Here is a 25,986-nt window from a genome sequence, read left to right as displayed (position 1 = left end):
GCGAGGGTCATCCGCCGGAGGACTCGACCTCGCGGATCTCCCAGCGATCGCCGTCGAGGTGGTGCAGCGTGCCGCGCACCCGCTCGCCGTCGTGGACGGCCTGGAACGCGAGCGGCGGAAAGGCCTCGTCGCCGGCTGCGAGCGCACCGCTGAACGTCGCCGACTCGTAGCCCGCGTCGCGGAGGGCGTCGATGCGCGCCCCGCTGTCCCACATGCCGGCGAGTGAGAACGGCAGTGCGGCGAGCAGGAGCCCGCCCACGAGCACGCCCGCGTAGCCGGCTTCGCGCATCGGCTTGGAACGCCGGCGCGCGCCGGCGATCGACGCGGCGACGCCGAGCGCGAGCAGCGCGATCGGGAAGACGAGCGGCCACGGGTTCCACGGTTCGATCGAGACGACGACGACGCCGGCGGCGCGCTCGACGGCGGTGACCCCCGCGACCGCGGTCACGTGCCGCTGTCCTTCGGCTGCGAGTCCCGGAATCCCTCGACGACCTGCCATTGCGCGTCGCCGAGCGGCACGAGCCGGCCCACGACGAGCTCGCCGTCGCGCTGCGCATGGAAGTCGATCACCCCCGGCGCGCCGCCCACGATGCCGTCGCCGCCCGAGAACGTCGGCTGTTCGTAGCCGAGGCCGACGAGGGCTTCGGCGCGCTGCGCCTGGTCCCACGACCCCGACAGGAGCCCGAGCAGGGCGAGCCCGGCCAGTCCGCCGCCGACCACGAGCACCATGCCGATGTCGCGGACCCACCGGCGTTCGCGCAGGTGGCCGGTGAATGTCATGACCGCACCGGTCGCCAACACGATGGCGGGGAACACGAGGGGCCACGGATGCCACGGCTCGAGCGTGACGACGGCGACCTCCTCCATGCCGACGACCCTACGCGACCCGGCTGGGCCTCGGCCGCGCGCCGGGCACGGGCCTCACCCGAGGCCCGTCTTGGTCCAGTCGAGGTTGATCTCGTCGCCGATGTACACGGTCTCGCCGAAGTCGTGGATCTGCGGGTTCATGCGCAGCAGCTGCTGCTGCGGCAGGTCGAACCGCTGGGCGATGTCGAAGAAGCTGTCGCCCGCGACCACCACGTAGCGCACGGGCATGCCGTTGCCGTCGACGGCGGGGCTGCCGTTCGCGCCGGTGATGGGCCCGTTGTCGTACGCCGGCCCGGGTTCGTAGACGGGCGCCGGATCGTTCGGAACCGGCGCCGGGGCCGGCGCGGGAGCCGGCTCGGCCACGGGCGGAGGCGTCGGCGTGGGTGTCGGGGTGGGCGTCGGCGTCGCGGTGACCGTCACCACGACGGTCGGCGCGGGCTCGGCCTCGGCCGGGAAGCATCCGGCCATCGCGACGGCGACCAGCGTCGCCGCGGCGGTCGCGACCGCGACGCGCGCCGATGAACGGATGCCCCGCGCTGGATTCACTCGCCCCATCGGGCCTCCCCGTCGTCGTCCCGGTCGGGCCAGCATATTCACCCATGGCGTCCGTCGGGGAGGAGTCGCGCGGCTGTGGATGGCGGACGCGGCAGAATGGGGGGATGCCCGAACGACGCACGCCCACCCGCCGCACCGCGTGGGGCTCAGGCGCCCTCGTCGCCGGCGTCGGCCTGCTGCTCTGGGTGGGCTGCCTGTTCATGATGTCCCGCGTGGGCTGGGACCTCGCGGAGCCCGTCGGCAGCGGCGGTCGCGGCGGCGTGCGAGTGCCGGCAGGGGTCGCCCTGGGCATCCTCGGCACGCTCGGACTCGGCGCGATCCTGCTCGGCGTAGCGATCACCTGGTCGGTGCTCGGCACGATCCGCGAGGTCGAGCGATCGGGCGGTGCGCCGGAACCGGAGACTCACGTACGCTCTGACCGATGACGTTCTCGATCCAGCCCGCCGCCCTGAGCGCCCAGGCCTCGTCGCTGCGCGCCCTCGCCGACTCGACTCCTCTCGCCGACACCTACGCGACCGATCACCTGACGCTCGAGTGGGTCGACACGGTCGTGCTCTTCGCGCGAGCGCGCGACGCGGCGCATTCGACGCGTGATGCGGTCACCGCGTACCTCGCGTCGATCGCCGACGCGCACGGAAGGTCGGCCGACGAACTCGTCGCCATCGCCGACGACTCCGTGGCCACCGACGATGCGATCGAAGCCGAGCTCGACGCCGCGTATCCCGAATCCGGCGCCAGTTCCTCCCCGCCCATCGCGCCGAGCAACCAGGCCGTGTACACGGCGCCCGCTCCGCCCGAGGACTCGCTCGTCGCTCCGGCCGACGGCATGCCCGAGGATCTCGTCTCGACCATCCTCACCACGGACTGGCTCAGCCCCTCAACGGTCGTCGCCCAGATCATCGACTGGATCTTCGACTGGAACTACCTCGACGAGATCTCGAACAAGTTCTCCGGCGACTGGGACCGCCTCTACTCGGTGTCGTCGGCGATCGGCCACCTCAGCGCGTACCACGAGGCGCAGGGCGCGGGCGTGACCCACGCGATGGCGGTGTGCGCCTCGAATTGGCGCGGGAACGCCGCCGATGCCGCGAACGTCTTCTTCCATGAGACGTCGGAACTCCTCCGCGAAGCCGCTGCCCAGCTCACCGCCCTCGCCCCCGAGTTCGAGACCGTCGCGAGGGGGATGAAGGACACCGCCGACCTCGTCGCGGGCCTGTTCGCGACGATCATGGATCTCGCGATCGCCACCGCATGGTTCTACATCGCGGGCACGGTGCTCATCGAGACCGTGGTCGGCACCGTGATCGGCTACCTGGCAGGCACCGGCACGCTGGCATACCTGCTCTGGCTCGTGTCACAGGCGTATGAGGCGGTCCAGTCGGTGCTGCTCTTCTTCGACGCGCTCGGGGCTGCGGTCGGCGTGCTCTCGCAGTTCCTCGCCGGCGGTGCCGAGCTCCCGCTGCCGACTCCGTACGACAACCCGATGGTGGAAGCATGACGCAGACCCCGTTCGACCCGACGCGTCGCCCCGACGACGCACCTCCGGCGGAGGAGCCCCGCCTCCTCCCCACCATCGATGCGGCGAGCCCGGTCGGGCGGGCGCTCCGCGAATCGTTCGAGCGGCTGCGGTTCGCTCCGAACGTCGACCCGGCGATCCGCGAGGCGGCGCAGTCGGTGCTCGACGGTCGCAGCTCTCCTCGCGAGCTGCTGCGGCTGCCCCAGATGCAGCCGCTCATCGAGCGCGCGGCGTCGGCGATGCGTGCCGATGTCGAGGCGATGACGCCCGAGGAACGTGCGGCCCTGTTCACGCCGCCGGGCCGAGCGGGGCGCGATGCGTAGCACGGCCGCGAAGGCCGCCGCGGCGATGATCGCCGCGCCGATCGCCCTCTGCGGCTGCGCGTCGGAGCCTTCGTCGCAGAACATCGTCACCGTCGGATACTCCGAAGCCGGTGCGACGACGTCGGCCGTCCTCGAGGTCGACGGCATCCGTTGCGCGATGGTCGGCGACCAGGCGCTGCTCGGTTCGACCGAGCCGCACGAGGGAACGCAGGCGCAATTCACGGCGTCGTCTCGACCGGGCCCCGGAACGTTCACCACGGGAGCTTCCCTGGGTGAGGATCTCTGGTTCCTGAGCGATGCGCCCTTCGACCTGGTCGACGACGGCGCGGTCTTCGACGATATCCCCGGGACCGTCGCGCGTGGCGACTCCATCACCTCGGCGACCGAGGTCGTCGACGCCGCGGCGACCCTCTCCGCGGACATCCGGTGCACGACCGGGGAACTGGAATGAGGCGATCCGATGCGTGAGCGGCTGATATCGGTCGACGCTGCCGCGATGCAGGCGATCTGCACCGCGATCGAGGCGCAGGTCGCGGCCATCGAACGGGAACTGGACCTCCTCGAACGCCGGGGCGCGGCCCTCCGCGACGAGTGGAACGGTGAGGCCGCCCGGGCATTCGACGAGGCGCACCGTCGATGGGACCGCTCCGCGCGGGAGCTGCACGCGATCGCGACCGCGATCAGCAGCACCGCTCGCCGCGGGTTGCGGCGGCAGGTCGCCCAGGACGACGCCGCGGCGAACGTCTGGCGCCGCTGACGACGATCGAGCAGATCGCGGGGCCCGGCGCCGGCGTCAGGGTTCCCGGCACAGTCGCTCGACCCCCGCGCGGATCCGCGTGAGCGCCGCGGCGAGGGCCGTGTCGGCGGCGCCGGCGTAGCCGATCACGATGCCCGAGGGCCCGATACCGCCCTCGACCACGTAGGCCGACAGCGGAGCCACCACGATGCCCTCGCCGGCCAGCCGGGCGACGACGGCGTCGGCGATGGCGGCATCCGGCAGTTGCAGCACGGCGTGCAGGCCGCCGTCGAGGGCCGTGAGCCGAACGCCCCGCCCCGCGTCGTCGAGTGGCGCACCGTCGTCGAGCGGGCCGAGCACGTCGAGCACCAGCCGGCGCCGGTGCGCGTACTCGCGACGCGTGGCGGCGATGTGGCGACGCAGCGCGCCAGAGGCGAGCAGGTGCGCCATCGCCAGCTGCGCGATGCCCGGCACGGGCGAGTGCTCGTCGTCGCGGATCGCCGTGATCCGTTCGCGGAGCGCTCGCCCCGCCGGGCCCGACGGAAGCACGAGGTAGCCGAGCCGCAGCCATGGCGTGAGCACCTTCGAGAAGCTGCCGACGAGCACGACCCGGCCGTCGCGGTCGAGCGAGGCCAGGGCGGGCAGCGGCGCGCCCGTGTGCCGGAACTCGCTGTCGTAGTCGTCCTCGATGACCAGCGCATCGCGGGCCGCGGCCTGCTCCAGCAGGCCCAGTCGATCGGCCACGGGAAGCCGCCCGCCGAGGGGGTACTGGTGGCTCGGTGTGACCATCACGGCGTCGATGCCGCCGCTGACCCGCGCGAGGGCGTCGACGTCGATCCCGTCGGGCCCGACGGCGACCGGCGTGGTGTCGGCGCCGTGCCGCCGCAGCGTGCGCCGGGCCGATGGGTACCCCGGATCCTCGACCGCGACGCGGGGCCGGCGGCCGCCGTGACCGCCGTCACCGCCGTCGCCGAGGGCGACCGCGATGAGCGCGAGCGCCTCGCTGGTGCCCGCCGTGACGACGATGTCGTCGGCCGAGCACGCGACGCCGCGCGCGAACCGCAGATGGTCGGCGACCTGTTCGCGCAGTTCGCGAACGCCGAGCGGAGGCGGCGAGATCGCCGGCACGATGGATGCCGCGGCGGCCCGCCAGGCCGCTCGCCAGGCCCGCTCGTCGAGGCGGCCCATCGACGGGATGCCCGGCGTGAGGTCGATGGCCGGGGCGCCCGGGGCGCCTGGGAAGCCCGGTGAGTCGGGCAGCGGCACCGCGCGGGACGCGGCGGCACCGCCTCCGACGGCACGCCGAGACACTGCGAGAGGCCGGGGGGCCGGGGCATCCGTCACCGGTTCGATACCGCGCTCGAGCTCGGCGACCCGCGTCGGCGCGCCCTGCCGCGTCTCGAGGTAGCCCTCGCCGGCGAGTTGCTCGTAGGCCTGCACGACCGAGCTGCGGGCGACGCCGAGCTCCGCTGCCAGCGAGCGCGTCGACGGCATCGGGTCGCCGGCGCGCAGCCGGCCGGTGAGGATGCCACGGCGGAGCCCGTCGACGAGCTGCGCGCCGATCGGGGCCGTGTCGTGCCGGTCGATGACGAGGATGGGTCCGTCCATCGCGCCTCCTCGGCGGTCCGTCGAACTGGTCTGGTGGAATCGCTTGCGACTGGACTCCAAACCATACCAGTCTCGTTCCAGACTGGTCACGTGACCAAGATGAGCCCCGCACCCACCGTCGCCGAACCGCCCGCCCGCCGCATCCGCCGGATGCCCGAGCGCCAGGTCGTCGACCGCGACGCGCTCCACCGGCTGCTCGACGGCGAGCTCGTCGGGCACCTCGCCGTCGTGCACCACGGCGCGCCGATCGTGGTGCCGATGGCGTTCGCGCGCGTCGGCGACGAGCTGCTGCTGCACGGGTCGACCGGCGGCGGCTTCGTGCTGCGGGCCGCGGCCGAGCGCGAGACGGTCGCGTTCTCGGTGACCGCACTCGACGGCCTCATCGTCGCCCGATCGCTGTTCGACCACTCGATGAACTACCGCAGCGCGATCGCCTACGGCGTGCTCGAGCAGGTCGCCGACGAGGCATCCGCCCTCGACGCGCTGAGCGAGAAGCTGCTGCCGGGACGCGTCGCCGAGCTGCGCGGCAACACCCGCAAGGAGCTCGCGGCGACGCGCGTGCTGCGGCTGCGACTCGACGACGTCGTGATGAAGGCCCGCGCCGGCGGCCCCTCGGAGGCGGTCGACGACGGCGAGGACCACTCGACCTGGGCCGGCGTCGTGCCGCTCGCGCCGCGGTGGGGTGCACCCGTCGCCTCGGCGCTGACCCCCGGGCAGGCACCGGTGCCCGACTCGGTGGTCGCGCTGACGACGCGCGGCCCGGCGACCTGAAGCCTCGGAGAGAAGGGAGGTGCATCATGCTCGCGCTCATGTTCGTGATCGGCGCGGTCGCCGTGTCGGCGATCGCCGCCACGGCGGTCCAGCTCGGCCGCGACGGCTATCGCCGTACTCCCACCCGGACCGCCTGAGGTCCGGTCGGGCTCCGGTTCCGGGCCTCGGCCTGAGGCCTTCCCGCGTCCGAAATAGGGAGATCGCCCGATGGGGCCGGCCCGCCTTAGGGAGCACGCTGGAGACATCCAGGAGGGGTCGCATCGATCCAGGGAGAAGAGGGAATCGCCATGTACTCGTCTGAATTCGCGATGCACCAGTACGACGCCGACGTGCTGCACGCCGAGCGCGAGCTCGAGGTGCTGCGCAGCGTCGAGGACGCGATGGAGGGCGAGCCGGGCGCCACCGCCGCGCCCGGCCGCGCGCACCACGCCGGCCGGCGACACCGCGCAGGGCGCCCGGGCACCGCGCACGCTCGGCTCGCCCTCCGGTGACCGCCCCGGCGGCGGCGCCGGCCGCGGCCCCGTCCGCGGCCGCGTCCGCGGCCGCTCGCGCGGGCCGGGATGTCGGTGGATCGTGGCACGATGAGTGGGTGACGACGTCGATGTCGAGCCCCGCGATGGTGGGCCGACAGGCCGACCTCGCCTGGCTCGAGGGTCTGCTCGAAGAGGCGCGCAACGGCGCCCCTCGCACGGTCGTGCTCGGCGGCGAGGCGGGCATCGGCAAGACGCGCCTGCTGCGCGAGTTCACGGCCGGCCTCGGTGCCGACGTGCGCGTGCTCGCCGGGCAGAGTGTCGACCTCGGCGAGGTCGCCGCGCCATACGCGCCCGTCAAGGCCGCGTTGCGTTCGCTGGTCGCCGAGATCGGGCCCGAGTCGATGCTCGAGGCCGTCGGCCCCGGCCGCGCGGCCGTGGTCGCGCTGCTACCCGAGCTCGCGGCATCCGAGGCCGGCGGCACCCCGCCCCAGCCGAGCGGCGCCGCGGCGGCCGGCCAGTTGCACGAGGCGATCGCCGTGCTCCTCGAGAACGTCTCGCGCGACCGCCCGACCGTGTTCGCCATCGAAGACCTGCACTGGATCGACGTGGCCTCCCTCGCGCTGCTGCGGTTCCTCATGCGCGCGCTCACGTCGAGCCGGGTGCTGATCCTGCTCACCTATCGCACCGAGGACATCGGCAGGGGGCATCCGGTTCGCGGGTTCCTGAGCGAGATCGAGCGCGACCGGTGGGTCGAGCGGCGCGAATTGTCGCGGCTGACGCGCGCCCAGGTGCGCAAGCTGGCGAGACTGCTGGTCGCCGGCGCGCCCGCCGACCGTGCGGTCGAGGTGCCGACCGACCAGATCGTCGACTCGATCTACCGCCGCAGCGAGGGCGTGCCGTTCTTCATCGAAGAGCTCATCGGCATCGACGGATGCCGCGAGGCCGGCATGCCCGACACGTTGCGCGACCTCCTCCTCGCCAGATACGAGCGGCTCTCCGAGGGGGCGCAGCACCTGCTCCGCGTCATCTCGACCGGTGGGGTGCGCATCTCGCACGGCCTGCTCGAGGCCGTGTATCCCGGTTCGTCCGACGAACTCGACGCCGCCGCGCGCGAGGCCGTGATCGCCGGCGTGCTCACCGTCGACGGCGACGACTACGCGTTCCGGCACGCACTCGTGCGCGAGGCGATCCTCGCCGACCTCCTGCCGGGCGAGCGCGGCCGCTTCCACGCGAGGTACGCCGAAGCGTACGAAGCCCTCTCCGCGACCGGCACCCGCCGGCTCGCGGCCGAGATCTCGTTCCACTGGCTCGGCGCGCACGACGCCGAGCGAGCGTTCCCCGCGACGATCCAGGCCATGCGCGAGGCGCGCGCGTCGGCGGCCTATGCCACCGCGGCCCAGCTGGGTGAGCGGGCGCTCGGGCTGTGGGAGGTCGTGCACGAGCCCGAGCGGGCCGCCGGCATGGACAAGATCGAGCTCATGGGCCGCACCTCCTGGTACCTGCGCAACGCGGGAGAGGCCGAACGAGCGCTCGCCCTCCTCAAGGCGGCGCTGGTCGAGTGCCCCGACGGCGACCTACAGGTGCCGAGGCTGCTGCGCGACCAGGCGCTGACGCTGTCGAGTCTCGCGAGGCACGGGTCCGTCGAGCTGCTCGAGCAGGCGCTCGAACGCCTCGACGGCCGCGACGACCCGGTCGCGCGCGAGTTGCGCGCGGCGGTGCTCGTCTCGCTCGCGGGGCGGCTGATGCTCACGGGCGAGCGACGCCTCGCGATCGAGGTCTCGCGCCGGGCGTTCGACCTCGCCGTGCAGCCCGACGTCGACGCGATCAGGTCGGCGTCGATCGCGAAGAACATCGAGTCGGTCAGCCGCTCGGTCGACGGCGAGATCGACGAGGCGATCGCCGGCCTCGAGCAGGCGCGCGAGCTCTCCGAGGGCGACGGTGCGGCGATGCTGCGCTACTGGGTCAATGCCAGCGACCTGCACTACCTCGCGGGTTCCCACGAGCACGCCGTGCGACTCGCCGAAGAGGGCCTCGCCCGTGCGCGGGCGCAGGGCCTCGAGCGCAGCACCGGCGTGCTGCTCGCCTCGAACGCCGTCGACCCGTTGATCGCGCTCGGCCAGTGGGAGCGTGCCGACGAGCTCATCGAACGCGGGCTCGCGCTCGACCCCGCGGCTCCCTTCACGGTCTATCTGCTGCGAGCCCGCCTCCGGTCGCAGCTCTGGCGCGGTCGGGTCGAGGAGGCGCTCGCCGGATTCCGGGTCGCGCGGCCGATCATGACGCCCGTCGCCGAGTACGAGCGGCAGGCGCGGTTCAGCGTCGGCCGGGTCGCCGCCGAGCTCGCGCTCGAGGCGGGCGACCTCGCCGGGGCCTGGGCCGAGTGCGCACCCCTGTTCGACGAGCCGCCGCTCGAACCGGGGCATGCGCTGCCGTTCGCGTGGGTCGCCGCCCGCGTACTGTCGACGACCGCCCGGGCGCAGCGGTCGTCGCCCGACCCGATCGAGGGCGACGGCGAGGGCGACGGCGTCGTCGACCGCGCCCGGCGGCTGCTCGAGGCGTTCGAGGCGGTGGCGCACTGGCCGACGACGCGCCTGTGGCGTGCGTTCCTCGACGCCGAGCTGGCCGACGTGTGGGCGGCGGCAGGGCAGGCGGCATCGGGTACGGCGGCGGCCGCCGCCGAGGCATCGGCCTCGCGGGTCGCCCTATGGCGCGCGGCGCGCGCCGAGGCCGACGACTCGCGCGCACCGATCTTCCTCGCCCCGTACGCCGCGTTCCGCCTCGGCGAGGCCGAGCTCGCGGCGGGCGACCGCCTCGCCGCGCGTGCCGGTCTCCAAGCGGCGTTCGACCTCGCAGAGACGACCGGGGTCGGCCTCGTCCGCCTGCACGCCGAACGGGTCGCCCGTGCGGCCGGCCTCGCGGTCGGTGCGGCCGGCGACCGCAGCGACGGTGGTGTCGCGGCGGTGCGCGACGACGCCGGCGCTGAGGCATCCGCCGACCCTGCCCTCGACGAGCTGACCGCCCGCGAACGCCAGGTGCTCGACCTGATCGCCGAGGGGCTCAGCAACCGCCAGATCGGCGACCGCCTCTTCATCAGCGGCAAGACCGCGAGCGTGCACGTGTCGGCGATCCTGCGAAAGCTCGGGGCATCCACCCGCACCGAGGCCGCCGTGCGCGCGGGAGCGTTACGGTGACGGTATGACGGTCATCGACGACATCCCCATCACCACCATGAGCGGCGGCACCACCTCGCTCGCCGACTACGCCGGCAAGGCCGTGCTCGTCGTCAACGTCGCGTCGCGGTGCGGCCTCGCGCCGCAGTACGCGAAGCTCGAAGAGCTGCAGAAGCAGTACGGCGACCGCGGCTTCACGGTGATCGGCTTCCCGAGCAACCAGTTCCTCCAAGAGCTCTCGACCAACGAGGCGATCTCGGAGTACTGCTCGACCACGTGGGGCATCACGTTCCCGATCGTCGACCGGGTACGGGTCAACGGCAAGAAGGAGCATCCGCTCTACACCGAGCTCAAGCGGACTCCGGATGCCTCCGGCAAGGCCGGCAAGGTGATCTGGAACTTCGAGAAGTTCCTCATCGCGCCCGACCGCACCGTCACGCGGTTCCGGCCGAAGGTCGAGCCCGACGACCCCGCGGTCATCGCCGCGATCGAGCGGGCGCTCGCCGAAGCCGCGGCCTGACGCGGCGCCGCGGTCGGCGGGCTGATCCGGGCCCGGCCCGCGGGTGCCGCGGGTGCCGCGGGTGCCGCGGGTGCCGCGGTGCTGCAGACCCTGTGGACGCTGCGGGCGCCGTGGGCGCGGCATCGCGATGGCGGTGCGTCACAGCACCGGTCGGTCGCTGCGGTCCCGACCTTGGGAGCGCGCCCGAGTGTGCAGGACACGACGCGTCATACCCCTCTCACGGGACGTATGGCGCGGCTCGTCCTGCGAATTCGCGCTACTGCGCCGCCGCCGATCGTTCGTGCCACCCGAAACGTCGCCCGAAACTCCGGCCCGACGCCGCCGGGTACGGTGGGGAGGACCCCGAGGAGCCCCACCGCATGAAGCCCGGCCCGCGCCGCAGCATCGCGCAGAGCGACATCATCGCCGCTGCGTTCGAGATCCTCGAACAGAAGGGGTTCGCCGCCGTCTCGGTGCGGGGCGTCGCGGCCGCGCTCGGCCTCACGCCGACGGCGATGTACACCTACTTCGACTCCAAGCGCGCGCTGCTCGGTGCGATGGTCGAGCAGCTGCTGGCCGGCGTCGAGGCATCCGCCGAACCGGCCGACGGCGCGCCCGCCGCCCCCGCCGCCCGGGCCCTCCTCATCGAGTCCGCGGTCGCGCTGCGCGCGCGCCTGCGCGAACACCCCGGAGCGATCGCGCTCGTCACGAGCGGCCCGCTCGACGGATCCAGGGCGCTCACGCTCGCCGAACGGCTCGGCGCCGCCTTCGCCGAAGCGGGCCTGGCGACCGACGACGCCGCACGAGCCGCGCACGCGCTCTTCGCCCAGGTGCTCGGGCACGTCGCCATCGAGACGGCGTGGGCCGAGGCATCCGTCGACGGCGAGGCGGCCACGCTCTGGAGTGACGCGCCCGCCCGCCCGATCACCGATGCGGGCGTCGCGCTCGGCCTGCGCACGGGCGATGACGCCGAGTTCCGTCGAGCGGTCGAGCACGCCGTCGACGGATGGCTCGCCGCGGGCGCTGCGCGCGCCGCGCCGACCGCCTGACCCTTGACCTCCCGCCGCCGCGAACGGACGCCATCTACGCTCAGCGGATGGTCGGACCCGCCGTTGGCGTCCGCTCGCGGGCGGGCGTGGGCGGGCGTGGGCGGGCGTGGGCGGGCGGGCGTGGGCGGCCGGCCGAACGAGCGTGAGATCCGCTTCCGGCAAGCTCAGCCCGCGGAGCCCCCGCGGAACTCGGGGGTCGTCCACACCTCGGCGAGGCGCACGACCGTCGCAGCGGCCGCCGCCATCTCCTGCACCGATGCCCACTCGCGCACCGAGTGGAACTCGTAGCCGCCCGTGAACAGGTTCGGCGTCGGCAGGCCCATCGCGCTCAGCTGCGAGCCGTCGGTGCCGCCGCGCACGGCGGTGCGCACGGGCTCGAGCCCCTCCGCGCGGATCGCCTGCTCGGCCGCGGCGGTGACCTGCGGGAACGCCTCGACGTACGTGCGCATGTTCGGGTACTGCTGCCGGATGTCGACGGTCGCGCGGGCGCGCGGCTCGCGGGCCACGACGTCGGCGACCGTCTGGCGAAGGACCTCGCCGTGGCGGGCGAGCAGCTCGTCGTCGAAGTCGCGCAGGATCGTGCGCACGACCGCGCGGGCCGCGCCGCCCGAGACCTCGTACACGTGGATGAATCCCTCGCGCTCGGCTGTGCGTTCGGGGGTGAGCTCGCGCGGCAGCGCGGCGACGATCTCGGCGGCCAGGCGTGCGGCGTTCACGAGCTTGCCGGTCGCGAAGCCGGGGTGCACCTCGTGGCCCTCGATCGTGACGATGCCCTCCGCGCCGGCGAAGGTCTCGTCCTGCAGCTCGCCGATCTCCGAGCCGTCGACGGTGTACGCGCAGGCGGCACCGAAGCGGTCGACGTCGAACCGGTGCGCGCCGCGGCCGATCTCCTCGTCGGGCGTGAACGCGAGCCGCAGCGTCGGCCTCGGCAGCTCGGGGTGCGCGATCAGGTGCGCGACCGCGGTGAGGATGGCGGCGACGCCGGCCTTGTCGTCGGCGCCGAGCAGCGTATCGCCCGACGACGTGACGAGGTCGTGCCCGATGCGGTCGGTCAGCTGCGGCATCAGCTCGGGGTCGAGCGTCGTGCCGCCCCGCGGCAGTTCGATGACGCCACCGGCGTAGGCCTCATGCACGATCGGCTCGACCCCGGCACCGGATGCATCGGGGCTCGTGTCGACGTGCGCGATCAGCCCGATCACGGGCACCGGCCCGTCGGCGGGGTCGATCGTGGCCGGCAGGGTCGCATACACGTACCCGTGCTCGTCGAGCTCGGCGTCGTCGAGTCCCAGGGCGACGAGCTCGTCGACCAGCACGCGCGAGAGGTCGAGCTGGCGCGCCGAGCTCGGCTGCGTGCCGCTGTCGCGGTCGGACTGCGTGTCGATGCGCACGTAGCGGTCGAATCGCGCGAGCAGCTCGGGCGCGAGCGCTTCGGCGAGCGGGGAGGTGAAGGGGGCACGCGGGGCGGTCATCGTTCCAGCGTGCCACAGGCCGCGGCGGCGACGCCCGGCGGGCGGATGCCACCGCGGTGGCCGCGCCGCGCACGACGGAGGGCCGGAGCCCGAAGGCTCCGGCCCTCCGCCGGTTCAGGTCGTCAGCGTCAGCCCGCCGTGGGCGGGACGATGCTGATCAGCGCCGAGGTGTTGCCCTTCATGGCCTTCTTGACCGAGACGACGGTGCCGTAGCCCACGCCCGAGTCCGCCGGGTTGCCCGAGCCGAACGGCCCGAGTCCGATGTCCTCGCCGTCGTACGCCGGCAGGCGGTTGCCCTGCAGGTCGTACAGCGGGGTCGTGTACTGGGCGTTGCCGACCGACGGCACGACCGTCGAGGCATCCCGGTCGCGGTAGAACAGCTGGCCGGTGGCCTCGTTCAGCGCGAAGCCGGGGACCCAGCCCTGGTCGTCGGTGAAGGTGCTCACCGGGTCGAGCTGGCCGATCTCGGTGCAGTACTCGGTGAGCGCCGCGTCGACGATGCACTCCGTGAAGGGGTACGTCTTCGTGAGGCCGAACGCCGCGTTCGAGGACTGCGCCCGCGACGGCATCACGTTGAGCGTCGACGGGTCGACGTCGGCGGCCGCGCCCGTGCGCTGCAGCGGGTTGAAGTGGCTGTCGACGATCAACAGGCCGCCCTTCGCGCCGTAGCTGGGCAGGGCCGTCTCATTCGCGGTGATCTGGTTCGAGTTGCCGTAGGTGGTGTCGCGGTACCAGACGAGCATGCCCGGCGCGTTGTACGCCAGCTTCTCGACCTTCCACGCACCCTCCTGGTACACGCTGTTGTACGCGTGCTTCAGGCCTTCGTCGAACCCGTCGAAGTTGCGCCACTCGACCAGGTAGTACTGCGCGTTGGTCGACGTGCCGGTGTCCTGACGCCAGCCGGGGCCGGTCGTCGTGGTGAACGAGGTGACCTCGGTCGTCCAGCCGTTGTCGCCCTGCTCGACGTCGTCGCTCCAGACGGTCGTGCCGCCGCCGGTCACGGCGAGGTCGTCGACGAACCAGCCGCGGTCCTGGTAGGCCGCGTCGGTCGCGAGGCGCAGGCGGATGTCGACCGTCTGACCCGCGTACGCGGACACGTCGATGTAGTCGTGGCGCCAGCCGTGCGAGCTCGCGGTGAGCCCGTACTGCTTCGGAGCACCCTCGGCCGTGCCGAACGTGGCCATGTTGCCGTTGGGGTCGGCGTAGCCGTCATCGGTCGAGACGAGCGTGCCGGCCTCGTCGTAGACCTTGTGCTCGGTCCACGTCGCGCCGCCGTCGGTCGAGACCTCGACGAAGCCGAAGTCCCAGTCCTCCTCGATGACGTAGTCGTTCCACATCCAGAACTTGGCGTCGGCGGCGTTCGGCACGTCGATCGTGCGGCTGAGGCGGATGTCGCCCCAGTCCTGGTCGGCGCCGGTGTACCACATGTTCTCGCCGCTGTGCGGCTCGGCCAGGGTGACGACCTTGTCGGGCAGGTTGATCTTCACGCCGTCCTCGGTGCCCTTGAGCGGCCGCGAGTTCTGGCCCACCTTCACGGTCAGCTCGTCATCGCCCGGGTTCACTTCGAGCGGGTCGGCCCAGCCGAGCACCCACTTGTCCCAGAGGCCCATGTGAGTCGGCATCGACTGGAAGATCGGGCCCGAGTGCGAACCCGAGCTCATGAGATCCCAGAAGTCGACGTCGGAGTCGCCCGCGCCGGAGGTGTCGTACAGGTCGGGCAGGCCGAGGTCGTGGCCGTACTCGTGCGCGAACACGCCGACGCCCGAGTCCTCGGGCTGCACGATGTAGTTCGACAGCTTGAGGTCGGTGCCGGGGATCGAGGCACCGCCGGCGACCGCCGACGAGTGCGCCCAGAGCGCGTACGTGGTCTCCGCGCCGCCGCCTCCCGACTTGTCCTCACCGGCGTGCACGAGCACGACGTGGTCGATCACGCCGTCGGGCTCGAGCACGTTGCCGTCCTCGTCACGGTCGCCCTGGTCCTCGATGTCGTAGTCGGCCCACGGGAAGTCGGGCTGCGCCTCCGCGAGCGCCGCGACCGCGTCGATGGGCAGCTGGCCCGGGCCGAGCGGGTTGTCGGGGTGGCCCTGCATGTCCTGCATGGGGCCGGCCTCGTAGACGCCCTCGTCGTTGAGGTGGCAGACCGTCGCGCCGTAGTAGGCCTCGGAGTGCGGCACCTTGATCCACGGGGTGGCCTCACCGGTCACCGTGTAGGCGCCGTGCGACATCTCCTCGTACATGTTCTTCATCGTGTAGCCGGAGATGTCGAACCCGGGCTTGCCGTCGGGACCCGTGAGGTCGGTGCGAACGCGCTCGGTGATGCCCTCTTCGGTGAACAGCATCGTGTTGTAGTGCTCCGACGAGAAGTCGGGCACCCACATCGAGTTGTTGTCCTCGAGCTCGTAGTCGGCCGGGTTCGGGATGTTGTTGTGCAGCGGACCGTTCTGCACCGAGCCGGGCATGCACGTCGTCGCGCCCCACTCGGTCGGCACGTACAGGTCGCTGAAGTCGTCGTTCGCGTTCTCCTCGAACTCGACCAGGATGGTCAGGAGCTTGGCCTCCTGCGTCTCGTCGGCCTGCTTGTAGTTGGGCTTCTTCGGCTTCTTGCCGTGGCCCTTGCCGTGGTCGTGACCGCGCTCCTTGCGGAGTTCCTTCGGGCTCTTGCCGCTGCGGATCGACTCGCTCTCGAGCATCGCCAGGCCTTCGGCGGCCTGCGGGTTGCCCTGGGCGAACTTCTCGTCGATCGCCTCTGCGGCCTCGAGCGCCGCGCCGACGTCGGGCGCGCCATCACCCGTGAGCTTGTTGCCGTGGATGTCGAACAGGGCCTCCTCGTCGGTGCCGAAGGCGGCTTCGGCGCGGGGGGCGACGTAGTTCATGTAGTACTCGTCGTCGGCGATGACCGGCGCGGAGTACGGTGCGGGCGCCGCCGTCGCCGCGCTCGCGCTGAAGGCCGTGAGGCCTCCGGCCGCGAGGGCGATCAACGGGATCGACGCCAGCACGCGCCTCCGCGCGCGCGGGGTCCGATGTGACATATTTCTCCCTCCAAGTGCCGCACGGGGTTGCCGTGGGCATGAACGACGTCCGGCGAGTGGACGGACGTAGTGGGCATCCTGCCCGCGTGCCCCGTTCGGGGGAAGAGGTTCCTTTGGATCGGCTGAGAATCCGCGCAGTCGCTGCGTCGCTCACAAAGAATCGGCGCGTGAATCCCGGATTGCTCGTATTTCCTGCGCCGAAGCCGTTACGGTGGAGTCGATGCGGGGCATCCGGTCGGAGGGGGCGACATGGTCGACGATTCGCAGCGTGTGGCGGCCGCTCGGGTGGCATCCGTTCGGCGCGCGGTCGCGGCATCCATGGCTCTGGCGGCGCTGGCGATGCTCGCCGCTTGCTCATCTGCGGCGACCGACGATCCGTCGTCGGCGGAGCCGGGGGCATCCATGGTTGCGCCCGTCGTCGTCGACCTCGCCGAGGTCGACGGCACGACGATCGAGGTCGACGCCGGCAACGTGATCGACCTGACGGGTGACGACGAGACGTACACCGCCTGGACGGCGGACATCGCCGACGAGTCGATCGCGACGTTCATCCCCGGCCGCGACGACGGCAGCGCGCAGTTCGACCCGGGCATCGAGGCGCTCGCCCCGGGCGAGACCGAGGTCGTGCTCGAGAACGGCGAGACCGGCGACGTCGTCGAGTTCACCGTCGAGGTCACCGAGGCGTCGTAGACGGGCGGATGCCTCGGCGGACACCGCCGGCCGGCTTCGCGCGCCCGCCGGCCGGCGGGCGCGCTGCGATCAACCGAGCAGCAGGGTGCGCAGCTGGTCGGCCGAGTGCACGACCGCGAGGGCGTCGGATGCCTCGGCGGGGGAGCCGTAGCCCCACTCGACGAGGATGGTCGGCACGCCGTTGGCCGCGGCGCCGAGCGTGTCGTAACCGCGGTCGCCGACCATGACGGCGTGGCTCGTGTCGATGCCGAGCGCCTGCAGGCCGCCGAGCGCGTGGGCGACGACGTCGGCCTTGGTGCTGCGCTCCTCGTCGTCGCTCGCACCCGCGATCACCGTGAAGTACGACGCGAGCCCGGCGTGATCGAGCACGCGTCGGGCCATCGACTCGGGCTTCGAGGTCGCGAGCGCGACGGGCACGCCGGCGGCGTGCAGCCGCTCGAGCACCCCAGCGACGCCCGGGAAGACCGGGGAGGCGAGCAGGTGGTCGGCGTAGTGGTCGCGGTAGACGTTCAGCGCCTCCCAGGCGTCGGCGTCGGTGAAGCCGGCCGTCATGCGGAGGCTGTCGAGCAGCGGCGGGCCGACGAACGCGCGCAGCGCCTCGTCGTCGGGCACCGGCAGGCCCATGGAGCTGAACGTGTGGGCGAGGGAGTTCGTGATCTCGGTCTCGGAGTCGACGATGGTGCCGTCGAGGTCGAAGAGCACGGCCGACCAGGTGCGCGTGGGCGCGGGGGCCGGCTGGGTGGAGAGGGTCGAAGTCACCGTGACATCCTAGGCCCCCAATTCCTGAATGATGCTCGGGAATCGGAGGGCGTCGGCGCGGATCGCCTCGCGGCTAGGCGTACTCGACGGCGGCCGGAGCCTCGATCGGACCGCCCTCGTAGCCCCGGTGCACCTTGCCGCGCACCTCTTCGACGTCGGACTCGTTCCCCCACACCTGCCACCCGGGCTGCGCGTGCCGAGCGAACAACTCGAGGTACGGTCCGGGCGAGCACGACTCGATGAAGGCGTACTGCTCGTCGGGCTTGCGCGAGTGCTCGCGCTTGCGCGTCTCGATCATGTTGACCTGGCTGCGGGCGTGCGGCAGCGTGCGCATGCGGCCCTTGACGCCGAACAGGATCAGCTCGGTGACGTTGCGGAAGTAGAAGCCGACCCCGCGGCCGTCGGGACCGCCGTCTTTGCGGCGCTTGGCCCACACGACGTTCGAGACGTACCGGTAGCCCCACGCCTGCATGACCTCGATGCCCTCGGGCAGCAGCGCGTTGGGCACCCACAGGTAGAGGTGCGAGTCGGTCGCGGTGTGCTCGTCGAGCGGCAGCGCCTTGATCTCGTCGAGGCTCATCGTGTCGTACCGGTCGAGGCGGCGGTGCTCGGGGGCGACCTTGCCCGTGCGGTTCGCGAACCGCCACGGCGGATCTGCGAGCACCGTCTTGAACCCCCCGTCGACCCACGGCAGCGGGGTGAACGGCGTGGGCTCGACGTCGGCGCGGAGTGGGGAGGTCATCGATCCGAGTGTAGGCGAGGCCGCCGACGTCACCCGGCCGACCCGTCGCCGGTCGCGAGCTCGTCGTCGAAACCGGCCAATGGGGTGTCGCCGGCCGGGTCGGTCTCGGGCGCGAGTGTGAAGTCCGAGCCGTCCCACGCCTCGCGGCCGACGCCGATCACGAGCAGTGGGCAGGTGCCCGCCCCACCGCGTCGGATGCGCTCGGTCGCCTTGTCGAACGACGTGGTCGTCGTCGAGGTGAGGTCGACGGGAAGCTTGGCGGAGCGCTCGGCGACCGGCACCGTCGCCTGGTGGCGGGTCCAGACCTCGCGGGCGAGGTCGAGCAGGGGCTTGCGGTCCTTCGTGATGATCACGGCGCCGTCGATCAGCCCGAACTCGTACCACGAGCGGTACGCCGCCATGTCGCGGTCGAGGTTGCCGTCCTTCGCGTTCCACTCGATGTCGACGATCATGCGGCCCTTGTGGTTGTCGACGCGGTAGCCCTCGAGGTACAGCGACTCGCCCTCGGCGCGCGACCGCGCGACGCGGTCGGTGCCCTTCTTCGCGAAGTCGGTGAACAGGTAGCCCTGCACGGCGACGTCGATGCGCGTCTCGAGCCAGCCGAGGCGCCGGAAGCGCGCGTCGAGGTCGGCGGCGATGTCGCCCTTGTTGCCGCCGGCGACGAGCCACCGGTTCGGCGCCAGCGCGAAGCCGTCGAGCACGCTCAGCAGGTCGGCCCACTCGTGCGGAGCGAGCGCCTTCAGGATCGCGGCGGCGCTGCCCGTCTCGATCCATTCGTACCGATCGCGGATGCCCGCGGGCACGACGTCGTCGTCGCCGTAGGAGGTGGTGACGAACATCAGAACAGCGTCGGCACGCCGCTGTCGACGCCGCGCATCGCGTCGTAGTCGAGCACGACGCAGCGGATGCCCCGGTCTTCGGCGAGCACGCGAGCCTGCGGCTTGATCTCCTGCGCCGCGAACACTCCGGTGACCGGCGCCAGCCGCGGGTCGCGGTTCATCAGCTCGAGGTAGCGGGTCAGCTGCTCGACGCCGTCGATGTCGCCGCGTCGCTTGAGCTCGACGGCGACGCTCGCGCCCGAGGCATCCGTCGCGAGGATGTCGACCGGACCGATCGCGGTCATGTACTCGCGCCGCACGAGCCGGTGCCCGTCGCCGAGCAGTTCGATCTGCTCGGCGAGCAGCTGCTGCAGGTGCGCCTCGACGCCGTCCTTCACGAGCCCGGGGTCGACGCCGAGATCGTGGTTGGTGTCGTGCAGGATCTCGTGGATCGACACGATGAGCCGGTCGGCGGTCTTCTTGTGCGTGACGGTCCAGATCTCGGCGATGCCGGCCGCCTGCTGCTCGTCGTCGGGCTCGACGACCTCGAGCACGCAGGGCGGGCTCATCCAGTTCAGGGGCTTGTAGCTGCCGCCGTCGGAGTGCACGAGCAGGCTCCCATCGCCCTTGACCATGAGCAGGCGCGTGGCGAGCGGCAGGTGCGCGGAGAGACGGCCGGCGTAGTCGACGGAGCAGCGGGCGATGACGAGGCGCACCGTTCGAGTCTAGGCGCGGCTCACGCCGCGGGGCGGCGGGACTTCTCGCGTGCGGCCGGCGCGAGCAGGCCCGCGACGACCATCAGGCCCATGAGCACGAGCAGGGCGTTCAGCAGGCCGAAGTGCTCGCCGAGGAAGCCGAGCAGCGGCGGGCCGGCGAGGAACGCGCAGTACCCGATGATGGCGACGGCCGAGACCCGGGCCGCGGACTTGTGCGGGTCGTCGGCCGCGGCCGACATGCCGACCGGGAATCCGAGGGAGCAGCCGACCGCCCAGAGCGCGGTGCCGACGACGATCATCCACGGCTCGGTGCCGAAGATGAACAGGCCGAGCCCGACCACGCCGGTCGCCGACAGCACGCGCAGCACGGCGACGCGGCCGAATCGGTCGAGCACCGGGCCGCCGAGCACGCGCGCGACCGTCATCGAGATGGTGAACACCGTGAACACGAGGGCGCCCGTGGTCTGGTCGTAGCCGTGGCCGTCGACGGCGGCGAGGGCGATCCAGTCGTTCGCGCTGCCCTCGGCGAACGACATGCTGAGCATGATCGCGCCGATCAGCAGCAGGCCCGAATCGGCCCAGACCGACAGGCTCTCTCGCAGGCGCTCGCGCCACGGGCGGCGCGGGGCCGAGGCATCCGCCTGCTTCGCGTCGGACGACGACGAGTCGCGGGGGACGAAGCGCACCGCGACCACGATCGCGATCGCGATGAGCACGGCCACGGCGCCGAAGTGCCAGATGACCGCGAGGTCGATCGCCGACGCGACGACCGCGAGCCCGGCGCCGGCGACGGTGCCGAAGCTGAAGAACGCGTGCATGAGCGGCATCAGCGTCTTGCCGATCTCCTTCTCGGCCATCGCTCCGTCGACGTTCATGATGACGTCGACCGCGCCGTTGCCGAAGCCGAAGAGCGCGAGGCCCGTGACGACGAGCGCGACCGACGGGGTGACCGATCCGCCGAGGCCGATGAGCAGCAGGCCGACCGAGACGATGCCGAGGGTGAGCATCTCGCCGACGCGCGTGCCCCAGCGGGCGAGCAGGAGCGGCGCCACGACGAGCCCGAGGATCGAGCCGATCGACATGCCGAGGATGACGAGGCCCACGCCCTGCGTCGACAGCCCGGTGAAGTCGCGGATCGCGGGGATGCGCGCGACCCAGGTCGCCATGCTCAGCCCGCTGAGGAAGAACACCGCGAAGACCGCGTTGCGCCAGGCGCGCGACCCGTGGGGCGCGCGCGAGTGCCGATCGCTGCGCTGCGCTGGTCGGTCGCTCACGGCGTCAACGCTATCGACGGATGCCTCGTGCGCCATTCGGCCTGCTCCTCGCTGAGGTGTGGGATCGGGGTGACCGCTCGAATCGATTCGACTCGAATCGATTCGAATGGTATCCGGCGATGGCGTGCACGGCAAGCCGATGGTCTGCGGCCGCGATGCCGCCTGAACCCAGGGCCTTGTGGAGGTCGAGGTCGCCGGGTACCGTGCGTTAATCGTTTAACATCGGAGGCACCTTGGCGATCGACCGAGCGCCCAACATCGTCCTGATCGTGTCCGACGACCACGGCTACGCCGACCGTTCCGCGCTCGGCGTGCGCGACGACGTCGTCACGCCATCGCTCGACCGGCTCGCCGCAGAAGGCGTCAGCTGCGCCGAGGCGTACGTCACAGCTCCGGTCTGCTCCCCCTCGCGAGCGGGCCTCATCTCGGGGGCGTACCAGCAGCGATGGGGGGCCCACTGGTTCGACGACTGCTCGATCGCCGGCCCGGAGCATCCGACCGTCGCCGAACGCCTCGCCGAGGCGGGCTACCGCACGGGCTACTACGGCAAGGTGCACTACGGGCGCGAGCGCGCGGGCGACCGCGGCACGCCGCCCGAGCACGGGTTCCAGGACTCGTTCTACGGGCTCGCCGGGCAGTCGATGGGGCGGCTGAACTACCTCCGGCACTCGAGCGAAGCGGTCGAGCAGTACGGCGATGCGGCTCGGGCGATGGCGGTCCAGCCGATGTACTCCGGCCGCGAGGAGGTCGACGCCGAGGGGTTTCTCACCGAGCTCATCGCCGATCGCGCGCTCGACTTCATGGCGACCGACGACGAGCGTCCGTTCCTCGCGATGGTCGCGTTCAACGCGGTGCACAACTTCTGCTGGCAGCTGCCGCCCGATGAGCTCGCGCGTCGAGGCCTCCCGGCGTTCGACGACTGGTATCCCGGCGCTGCGGACTACCTCGATTGGTACGACGGCGCGATCAGCCCGAACCTGCCCGACGGCCGCGCCTACTACCTCGCCCAGTTGGAGCTGATGGACGCGCAGGTCGGCCGCATCCTCGACGCGGTCGACGCGAGGGGCGACGGTCGCGACACGATCGTGGTGTACACCACGGACAACGGCGGCTCCTCGTGCAACTACGGCGTCAACGACCCGCTGCGCGGGTCGAAGTACACGCTGTACGAGGGCGGCATCCGCGTGCCCTTCATCGTGCGCTGGCCCTCGCGGCTGCCGGCCGGCCTGACTCGGCAGGGCCTCGTCAGCACGATGGACCTCCTCGCGACGGCGGTCGCGGCGGCGACCGGCGCGGCGCCCGCCGACATCGACGGACGCGACCTGACGGGATTCCTCGCGGGTGAGGCCCCCGCGGTCCGGGATGAGCTGCACTGGGACACCGGCTGGCAGTGGGCGGTCCGCCGAGGCCCCTGGAAGCTCGCGCACGTCGACGAGGGCGCGCCGCACGCCAGGGAGATCCGCCGCGTCGAGCACACCGATCCCGGTGCGGGCCTCCGCCTGACCGACCTCGCGTCGGATCCGACGGAGACGCAGGACCTCTCGGCCGCCCGCCCGGACGTCGTCGCGGAACTCCTGGCGGCGCGGCACGAGTGGCGTGCGCAGATGGATGCCGCCGCTTCGATCACGATCTGATCGCTGCTCTTGTCATCGCGAGGTCTGTTCACTACATTGACGCGTTAAACGATTAACGTGTCTCAAACGATCACCGAACCGTCACTGAATCGAGGAGTACCAGTCAATGAAGATGAAGAGCACCACGAAGCGGATCACCACCGGCGCGGCCGCCATGCTCGCCGCCGTCCTGGGCTTCAGCGGTTGCGCCGCCGCAGGCGGCGACGACTCCGGTGAGGGCGGCGACGTCACCATCACGTACGGCATGTGGGACCAGAAGCAGGAGGAGGCGATGAAGGAGATCGCCGCGGCGTTCACCGAGGAGCACCCCAACGTCACCGTCAAGCTGCAGACCACGCCCTACAAGGAGTACTTCACCAAGCTGCAGACGTCGGTGTCGGGCGGCTCCGCGCCCGACGTCTTCTGGATGAACGGCCCCAACTTCCAGCTCTACGCCTCGAACGGCGTGCTCGCGCCGCTCGACGGCGACGGCATCGACCCCGCCGACTACCCCGAGGCGCTCATCGATCTCTACACCTACGACGGCGAGCTCTACGGCGCACCGAAGGACTTCGACACGGTCGCGCTCTGGTACAACAAGGAGCTCTTCGACGCCGCGGGCGTGGCCTATCCCGAGGCCGGCTGGACCTGGGACGACCTGGAGTCGACCGCGGCCGCGCTCACGAACCCGGCGACGGGACAGTTCGGCATCGCCGCGAGCCAGTACGGCCAGGAGAACTACTACAACTCCATCGCCCAGGCGGGCGGCGAGGTCGTCTCGGCCGACGGCACGACGACCGGCTACGACACCCCCGAGGCGCTCGCGGGCATCGAGCTGTGGACCGATCTCATCGCCGCCGGGTCGTCGCCGACCGCCCAGCAGATGACCGACACGAACCCCGAGGACCTCTTCATCTCGGGCAAGGTCGCGATGTTCCAGAACGGCTCGTGGGCCGCGGGCGCCTATGCCGACAACCCCGACATCGCCGGCAAGGTCGACGTCGCGCCCCTCGCCGCTGGTGCCGAGGGCAACCAGAGCGTCATCCACGGCCTCGCGAACGTCGCCAATGCGAAGAGTGCGCACCTCGACGTCGCGAAGGAGTTCGCAGAGTTCGCGAGCTCGCAGGCGGCGGCCGAGATCATGGCCGCGACCGGCACCGTGATCCCCGCGTTCGACGGCACGCAGTCCACCTGGGTCGAGTCCCTGCCGCAGTACAACCTCCAGGCGTACATCGACGCCCTCGACACCGCCGTGCCGTACCCGGTCTCGAAGAACACCGCGGCGTGGAACTCGATCGAGGGCGAGATCCTCTCGCAGGTGTGGGCCGGCAGCCTCACGCCCGAAGACGGACTCGCGCAGCTCGCCGAGCAGATGCAGGCGGCGCTGGACGCCGAATCGGAGTGAGTTCATGACCGACCTGATCGCGCAGCGCACCGCGGCGCCGATCTCCGAGCTGGACCGGGGGCGGCCGCAGGCCGCTCCCGGCCGGCCCGGCCGGCCGCGCCGCCGCAGCCCCGGGCAGTCCGCGTGGTGGGCGCTGCTGTTCATCGGCCCGACCGCACTCGGCCTGCTCGCGTTCTACCTCTGGCCGACCGTTCGGACGCTCATCATGTCGTTCACGAAGTCGGGCCCGTTCGGCGGCTCGGAGTTCGTCGGCCTCGAGAACTACACCCGCCTCCTGCAGGACCCGGAACTCCTCGGCGCCCTGCGCAACAGCGCGGTGTACACGGTCATCGCGCTCGTCGGCATCCCGATCGCCGTGGCGATCGCCGCCCTGCTGAACACGGCGGGCCTGCGCGGTCGCAGCGTCTACCGCACCCTCTACTTCATCCCCGTCGTGACGATGCCCGCGGCCATCGCGCTCGTCTGGCGCATGATCTACAACGGCGACTACGGCGTGCTCAACGAGATGCTCGCGGTGTTCGGCATCGACGGCCGGTCGTGGCTGACCGACCCTTCCACCGCCCTCGTCGCGATCGCGGTCGTCGGCATCTGGGCGGGACTCGGCACGAACATCGTGATCTTCCTCGCGGGCCTCCAGGGCATCCCCGACACGATCATGGAGGCGGCCGACCTCGACGGCGCCGGTCCGATCCGCAAGTTCTTCTCCATCACGATCCCGCTGCTCTCGCCGAGCATCTTCTTCGTCAGCGTGATCAGCGTGATCGGCGCGCTGCAGGTGTTCGACCTCGTCTACATGATGCTCGGCGCGAACAACCCCGCGATGCCGAACACCCGCACGATCGTCTACCTCTTCTACGAGGCGGGCTTCATCGACAACGAGCGCGGGTACGCGGCGGCGATCGCCTTCCTGCTGCTGCTGATCATCCTCGCGCTCACGGTCATCCAGTTCCGGCTCCAGAAGAAGTGGGTGCACTATGAGTGACGTCTCGCTCGACACACGCGCGATGACCGGTGCGCCGACCGGGCCGGGCGACGGCGCCCGGCGCGGGTCCGCCGGGCGCGGGGCATCCGCTCGCCGGCCCGGGCGCCGCATCGGCCGCGGCCATTGGCTCGTCCACCTGCTGCTCGCCACCGGCGCGATCGTGATGGTGTTCCCCTTCATCTGGCAGACCCTCACCGCGTTCAAGACGTTCCAGGACTCGGTGCAGGTGCCGCCGGTCGTGATCCCCGACCCATGGGTGTTCACGAACTTCGCCGAGGTCTTCGACTCGATGCCGTTCGGCCAGATGTTCCTGAACTCGGTGCTGCTGACCGTCGGCCGCACGGTCGGCCAGGTCGTGCTCTGCACGATGGCGGGCTACGCGTTCGCGCGCATCCCGTTCCCCGGCCGCAACGTCGTGTTCGTGCTGTTCCTGTCCGTGCTGATGGTGCCCTCGCAGCTCTACCTGCTGCCGCAGTACGAGATCATCCAGGCACTGGGCTGGCTCAACACCCTGCAGGCGCTCATCGTGCCGGGCATCTTCAGCGCCTTCGGCACCTTCCTCATGCGCCAGTTCTTCATGTCGATGCCAGCCGAGCTCGAGGAGGCCGCTCGCATCGACGGCGCCAACCCGTGGCAGACCTTCTGGCGCATCATGGTGCCGCTCGCGAAGCCCGGCATCGTCGCCCTCACCGTGTTCACCGTGCTGTGGTCGTGGAACGACCTGCTCTGGCCCCTCGTCGTCACGACCGACCCCGAGAAGATGCCGCTCTCGGTCGGCCTGTCGCAGCTCGTCGGCCTGCACGGCACTGACTACCCTGTGCTGATGGCGGGCGCCCTGCTGGCCACGCTGCCGATGCTCGTGACCTTCATGATCCTGCAGCGCCAGTTCATCCAGGGCATCGCCTTCTCCGGGACGAAGGGGTGA

General features: G+C 71.7%; 26 protein-coding genes. 15 read left to right on the top strand and 11 right to left on the bottom strand.

All coding sequences use genetic code 11. The annotated features are described in order from the left end of the window. Positions 1–7: 7 nt before the first annotated feature. Genes GE115_RS08345 through GE115_RS19225 form a run of 3 tightly spaced genes read right to left on the bottom strand, consistent with a single transcriptional unit; the run spans position 8 to position 1,413 of the window. Complete coding sequence (locus GE115_RS08345) at positions 8–448, bottom strand: hypothetical protein (protein WP_153684286.1); 441 nt, start codon at positions 446–448, stop codon at positions 8–10. After that, a complete protein-coding gene (locus GE115_RS08340) occupies positions 445–867 on the bottom strand; it encodes a hypothetical protein (RefSeq protein ID WP_153684285.1) in 423 nt (140 codons plus the stop codon). Before GE115_RS08340 ends, GE115_RS08345 begins: the two co-directional genes overlap by 4 nt. Positions 868–921: 54 nt before the next feature. After that, the gene (locus GE115_RS19225) at positions 922–1,413 is read right to left on the bottom strand and encodes a LysM peptidoglycan-binding domain-containing protein (protein WP_153684284.1); all 492 of its coding nucleotides are present in this window, start codon (positions 1,411–1,413) and stop codon (positions 922–924) included. 113 nt (positions 1,414–1,526) lie between these two features. On the opposite strand from GE115_RS19225, the gene GE115_RS08330 reads away from it, so the two are divergent. Genes GE115_RS08330 through GE115_RS08310 form a run of 5 tightly spaced genes read left to right on the top strand, consistent with a single transcriptional unit; the run spans position 1,527 to position 4,018 of the window. Beyond that, on the top strand, positions 1,527–1,847 hold the full coding sequence (locus GE115_RS08330; RefSeq protein WP_153684283.1) for a hypothetical protein: 321 nt from the start codon (positions 1,527–1,529) through the stop codon (positions 1,845–1,847). Further along, positions 1,844–2,920, top strand: coding sequence for a hypothetical protein (locus GE115_RS08325; RefSeq protein ID WP_153684282.1), 1,077 nt, complete (start codon positions 1,844–1,846; stop codon positions 2,918–2,920). The genes GE115_RS08330 and GE115_RS08325 overlap by 4 nt, the downstream gene beginning before the upstream one ends. Beyond that, positions 2,917–3,261 (top strand): hypothetical protein, encoded by a 345-nt coding sequence (locus GE115_RS08320; RefSeq protein WP_153684281.1) that lies wholly within the window; start codon positions 2,917–2,919, stop codon positions 3,259–3,261. Before GE115_RS08325 ends, GE115_RS08320 begins: the two co-directional genes overlap by 4 nt. Next, a complete protein-coding gene (locus GE115_RS08315) occupies positions 3,254–3,712 on the top strand; it encodes a hypothetical protein (protein WP_153684280.1) in 459 nt (152 codons plus the stop codon). Before GE115_RS08320 ends, GE115_RS08315 begins: the two co-directional genes overlap by 8 nt. 9 nt (positions 3,713–3,721) lie before the next feature. Beyond that, on the top strand, positions 3,722–4,018 hold the full coding sequence (locus tag GE115_RS08310; protein ID WP_153684279.1) for a WXG100 family type VII secretion target: 297 nt from the start codon (positions 3,722–3,724) through the stop codon (positions 4,016–4,018). Between the two features lie 36 nt (positions 4,019–4,054). On the opposite strand, the gene pdxR is transcribed toward GE115_RS08310, so the two are convergent. Beyond that, on the bottom strand, positions 4,055–5,605 hold the full coding sequence (pdxR, locus tag GE115_RS08305; protein WP_153684278.1) for a MocR-like pyridoxine biosynthesis transcription factor PdxR: 1,551 nt from the start codon (positions 5,603–5,605) through the stop codon (positions 4,055–4,057). 99 nt (positions 5,606–5,704) lie between these two features. Between pdxR and GE115_RS08300 the strand changes: the two genes are divergently transcribed. The 5 genes from GE115_RS08300 to GE115_RS08280 all read left to right on the top strand — a co-directional run bounded on the left by GE115_RS08300 (position 5,705) and on the right by GE115_RS08280 (position 11,564). Then, a complete protein-coding gene (locus GE115_RS08300; protein WP_153684396.1) occupies positions 5,705–6,376 on the top strand; it encodes a pyridoxamine 5'-phosphate oxidase family protein in 672 nt (223 codons plus the stop codon). A gap of 287 nt (positions 6,377–6,663) precedes the next feature. Next, positions 6,664–6,867 (top strand): hypothetical protein, encoded by a 204-nt coding sequence (locus tag GE115_RS08295; RefSeq protein ID WP_153684277.1) that lies wholly within the window; start codon positions 6,664–6,666, stop codon positions 6,865–6,867. Positions 6,868–6,965: 98 nt separating this feature from the next. Continuing rightward, positions 6,966–10,037, top strand: coding sequence for a helix-turn-helix transcriptional regulator (locus GE115_RS08290; RefSeq protein WP_153684276.1), 3,072 nt, complete (start codon positions 6,966–6,968; stop codon positions 10,035–10,037). A gap of 4 nt (positions 10,038–10,041) precedes the next feature. Next, positions 10,042–10,536, top strand: a complete 495-nt coding sequence (locus GE115_RS08285) for a glutathione peroxidase (RefSeq protein WP_153684275.1) — start codon at positions 10,042–10,044, stop codon at positions 10,534–10,536. Between the two features lie 359 nt (positions 10,537–10,895). Next, positions 10,896–11,564 (top strand): TetR/AcrR family transcriptional regulator, encoded by a 669-nt coding sequence (locus GE115_RS08280; RefSeq protein ID WP_153684274.1) that lies wholly within the window; start codon positions 10,896–10,898, stop codon positions 11,562–11,564. 164 nt (positions 11,565–11,728) lie between these two features. On the opposite strand, the gene pepT is transcribed toward GE115_RS08280, so the two are convergent. Next, positions 11,729–13,033 carry a peptidase T gene (pepT, locus tag GE115_RS08275; protein WP_153684273.1) on the bottom strand — a complete coding sequence of 435 codons (1,305 nt, stop codon included), beginning with the start codon at positions 13,031–13,033 and terminating at the stop codon, positions 11,729–11,731. A gap of 128 nt (positions 13,034–13,161) precedes the next feature. Then, on the bottom strand, positions 13,162–16,029 hold the full coding sequence (locus tag GE115_RS08270) for an immune inhibitor A domain-containing protein (protein WP_312855023.1): 2,868 nt from the start codon (positions 16,027–16,029) through the stop codon (positions 13,162–13,164). A 282-nt stretch (positions 16,030–16,311) separates the two neighbouring features. Here GE115_RS08270 and GE115_RS08265 point away from each other — a divergent pair, with 282 nt between their 5' ends. Next, positions 16,312–16,752 (top strand): hypothetical protein, encoded by a 441-nt coding sequence (locus tag GE115_RS08265; RefSeq protein ID WP_153684271.1) that lies wholly within the window; start codon positions 16,312–16,314, stop codon positions 16,750–16,752. Positions 16,753–16,821: 69 nt separating this feature from the next. On the opposite strand, the gene GE115_RS08260 is transcribed toward GE115_RS08265, so the two are convergent. The 5 genes from GE115_RS08260 to GE115_RS08240 all read right to left on the bottom strand — a co-directional run bounded on the left by GE115_RS08260 (position 16,822) and on the right by GE115_RS08240 (position 21,061). Continuing rightward, positions 16,822–17,511 carry an HAD hydrolase-like protein gene (locus GE115_RS08260; protein WP_312855022.1) on the bottom strand — a complete coding sequence of 230 codons (690 nt, stop codon included), beginning with the start codon at positions 17,509–17,511 and terminating at the stop codon, positions 16,822–16,824. Between the two features lie 73 nt (positions 17,512–17,584). Further along, entirely contained in the window at positions 17,585–18,253 is a 669-nt protein-coding gene (locus GE115_RS08255) for an MT-A70 family methyltransferase (protein WP_153684270.1), read from the bottom strand. 29 nt (positions 18,254–18,282) lie between these two features. Continuing rightward, positions 18,283–19,092, bottom strand: coding sequence for a BglII/BstYI family type II restriction endonuclease (locus tag GE115_RS08250; RefSeq protein WP_153684269.1), 810 nt, complete (start codon positions 19,090–19,092; stop codon positions 18,283–18,285). Next, a complete protein-coding gene (gene nucS / locus GE115_RS08245) occupies positions 19,092–19,787 on the bottom strand; it encodes an endonuclease NucS (RefSeq protein ID WP_312855021.1) in 696 nt (231 codons plus the stop codon). The genes GE115_RS08250 and nucS overlap by 1 nt, the downstream gene beginning before the upstream one ends. A gap of 20 nt (positions 19,788–19,807) precedes the next feature. Then, positions 19,808–21,061, bottom strand: a complete 1,254-nt coding sequence (locus GE115_RS08240; RefSeq protein WP_312855020.1) for an MFS transporter — start codon at positions 21,059–21,061, stop codon at positions 19,808–19,810. Between the two features lie 233 nt (positions 21,062–21,294). On the opposite strand from GE115_RS08240, the gene GE115_RS08235 reads away from it, so the two are divergent. The 4 genes from GE115_RS08235 to GE115_RS08220 all read left to right on the top strand — a co-directional run bounded on the left by GE115_RS08235 (position 21,295) and on the right by GE115_RS08220 (position 25,986). After that, a complete protein-coding gene (locus GE115_RS08235; RefSeq protein ID WP_153684267.1) occupies positions 21,295–22,695 on the top strand; it encodes a sulfatase family protein in 1,401 nt (466 codons plus the stop codon). Positions 22,696–22,801: 106 nt separating this feature from the next. Beyond that, entirely contained in the window at positions 22,802–24,079 is a 1,278-nt protein-coding gene (locus GE115_RS08230; protein WP_246190625.1) for an ABC transporter substrate-binding protein, read from the top strand. Between the two features lie 4 nt (positions 24,080–24,083). Continuing rightward, positions 24,084–25,061 carry a carbohydrate ABC transporter permease gene (locus tag GE115_RS08225; protein WP_153684266.1) on the top strand — a complete coding sequence of 326 codons (978 nt, stop codon included), beginning with the start codon at positions 24,084–24,086 and terminating at the stop codon, positions 25,059–25,061. Next, positions 25,054–25,986: a carbohydrate ABC transporter permease gene (locus tag GE115_RS08220; RefSeq protein WP_153684265.1), complete on the top strand. Its 933-nt coding sequence runs from the start codon at positions 25,054–25,056 to the stop codon at positions 25,984–25,986. Before GE115_RS08225 ends, GE115_RS08220 begins: the two co-directional genes overlap by 8 nt.

The organism is Agromyces agglutinans (genome assembly GCF_009647605.1).
Lineage (GTDB): Bacteria > Actinomycetota > Actinomycetes > Actinomycetales > Microbacteriaceae > Agromyces > Agromyces agglutinans.
This window is presented reverse-complemented; position numbering and strand designations above follow the sequence as displayed.

Coding starts and splice junctions, on each gene's coding strand:
- GE115_RS08220 (WP_153684265.1), top strand. CDS start 25,054: ATGAGTGACGTCTCGCTCGACACACGCGCGATGACCGGTGCGCCGACC.
- GE115_RS08330 (WP_153684283.1), top strand. CDS start 1,527: ATGCCCGAACGACGCACGCCCACCCGCCGCACCGCGTGGGGCTCAGGC.
- GE115_RS08255 (WP_153684270.1), bottom strand. CDS start 18,253: ATGACCTCCCCACTCCGCGCCGACGTCGAGCCCACGCCGTTCACCCCG.
- GE115_RS08310 (WP_153684279.1), top strand. CDS start 3,722: ATGCGTGAGCGGCTGATATCGGTCGACGCTGCCGCGATGCAGGCGATC.
- GE115_RS08265 (WP_153684271.1), top strand. CDS start 16,312: ATGGTCGACGATTCGCAGCGTGTGGCGGCCGCTCGGGTGGCATCCGTT.
- GE115_RS08340 (WP_153684285.1), bottom strand. CDS start 867: ATGGAGGAGGTCGCCGTCGTCACGCTCGAGCCGTGGCATCCGTGGCCC.
- GE115_RS08325 (WP_153684282.1), top strand. CDS start 1,844: ATGACGTTCTCGATCCAGCCCGCCGCCCTGAGCGCCCAGGCCTCGTCG.
- GE115_RS08315 (WP_153684280.1), top strand. CDS start 3,254: ATGCGTAGCACGGCCGCGAAGGCCGCCGCGGCGATGATCGCCGCGCCG.
- GE115_RS08250 (WP_153684269.1), bottom strand. CDS start 19,092: ATGTTCGTCACCACCTCCTACGGCGACGACGACGTCGTGCCCGCGGGC.
- GE115_RS08320 (WP_153684281.1), top strand. CDS start 2,917: ATGACGCAGACCCCGTTCGACCCGACGCGTCGCCCCGACGACGCACCT.
- GE115_RS08280 (WP_153684274.1), top strand. CDS start 10,896: ATGAAGCCCGGCCCGCGCCGCAGCATCGCGCAGAGCGACATCATCGCC.
- GE115_RS08225 (WP_153684266.1), top strand. CDS start 24,084: ATGACCGACCTGATCGCGCAGCGCACCGCGGCGCCGATCTCCGAGCTG.
- pepT (WP_153684273.1), bottom strand. CDS start 13,033: ATGACCGCCCCGCGTGCCCCCTTCACCTCCCCGCTCGCCGAAGCGCTC.
- pdxR (WP_153684278.1), bottom strand. CDS start 5,605: ATGGACGGACCCATCCTCGTCATCGACCGGCACGACACGGCCCCGATC.
- GE115_RS08295 (WP_153684277.1), top strand. CDS start 6,664: ATGTACTCGTCTGAATTCGCGATGCACCAGTACGACGCCGACGTGCTG.
- GE115_RS08300 (WP_153684396.1), top strand. CDS start 5,705: ATGAGCCCCGCACCCACCGTCGCCGAACCGCCCGCCCGCCGCATCCGC.
- GE115_RS08285 (WP_153684275.1), top strand. CDS start 10,042: ATGACGGTCATCGACGACATCCCCATCACCACCATGAGCGGCGGCACC.
- GE115_RS08230 (WP_246190625.1), top strand. CDS start 22,802: ATGAAGATGAAGAGCACCACGAAGCGGATCACCACCGGCGCGGCCGCC.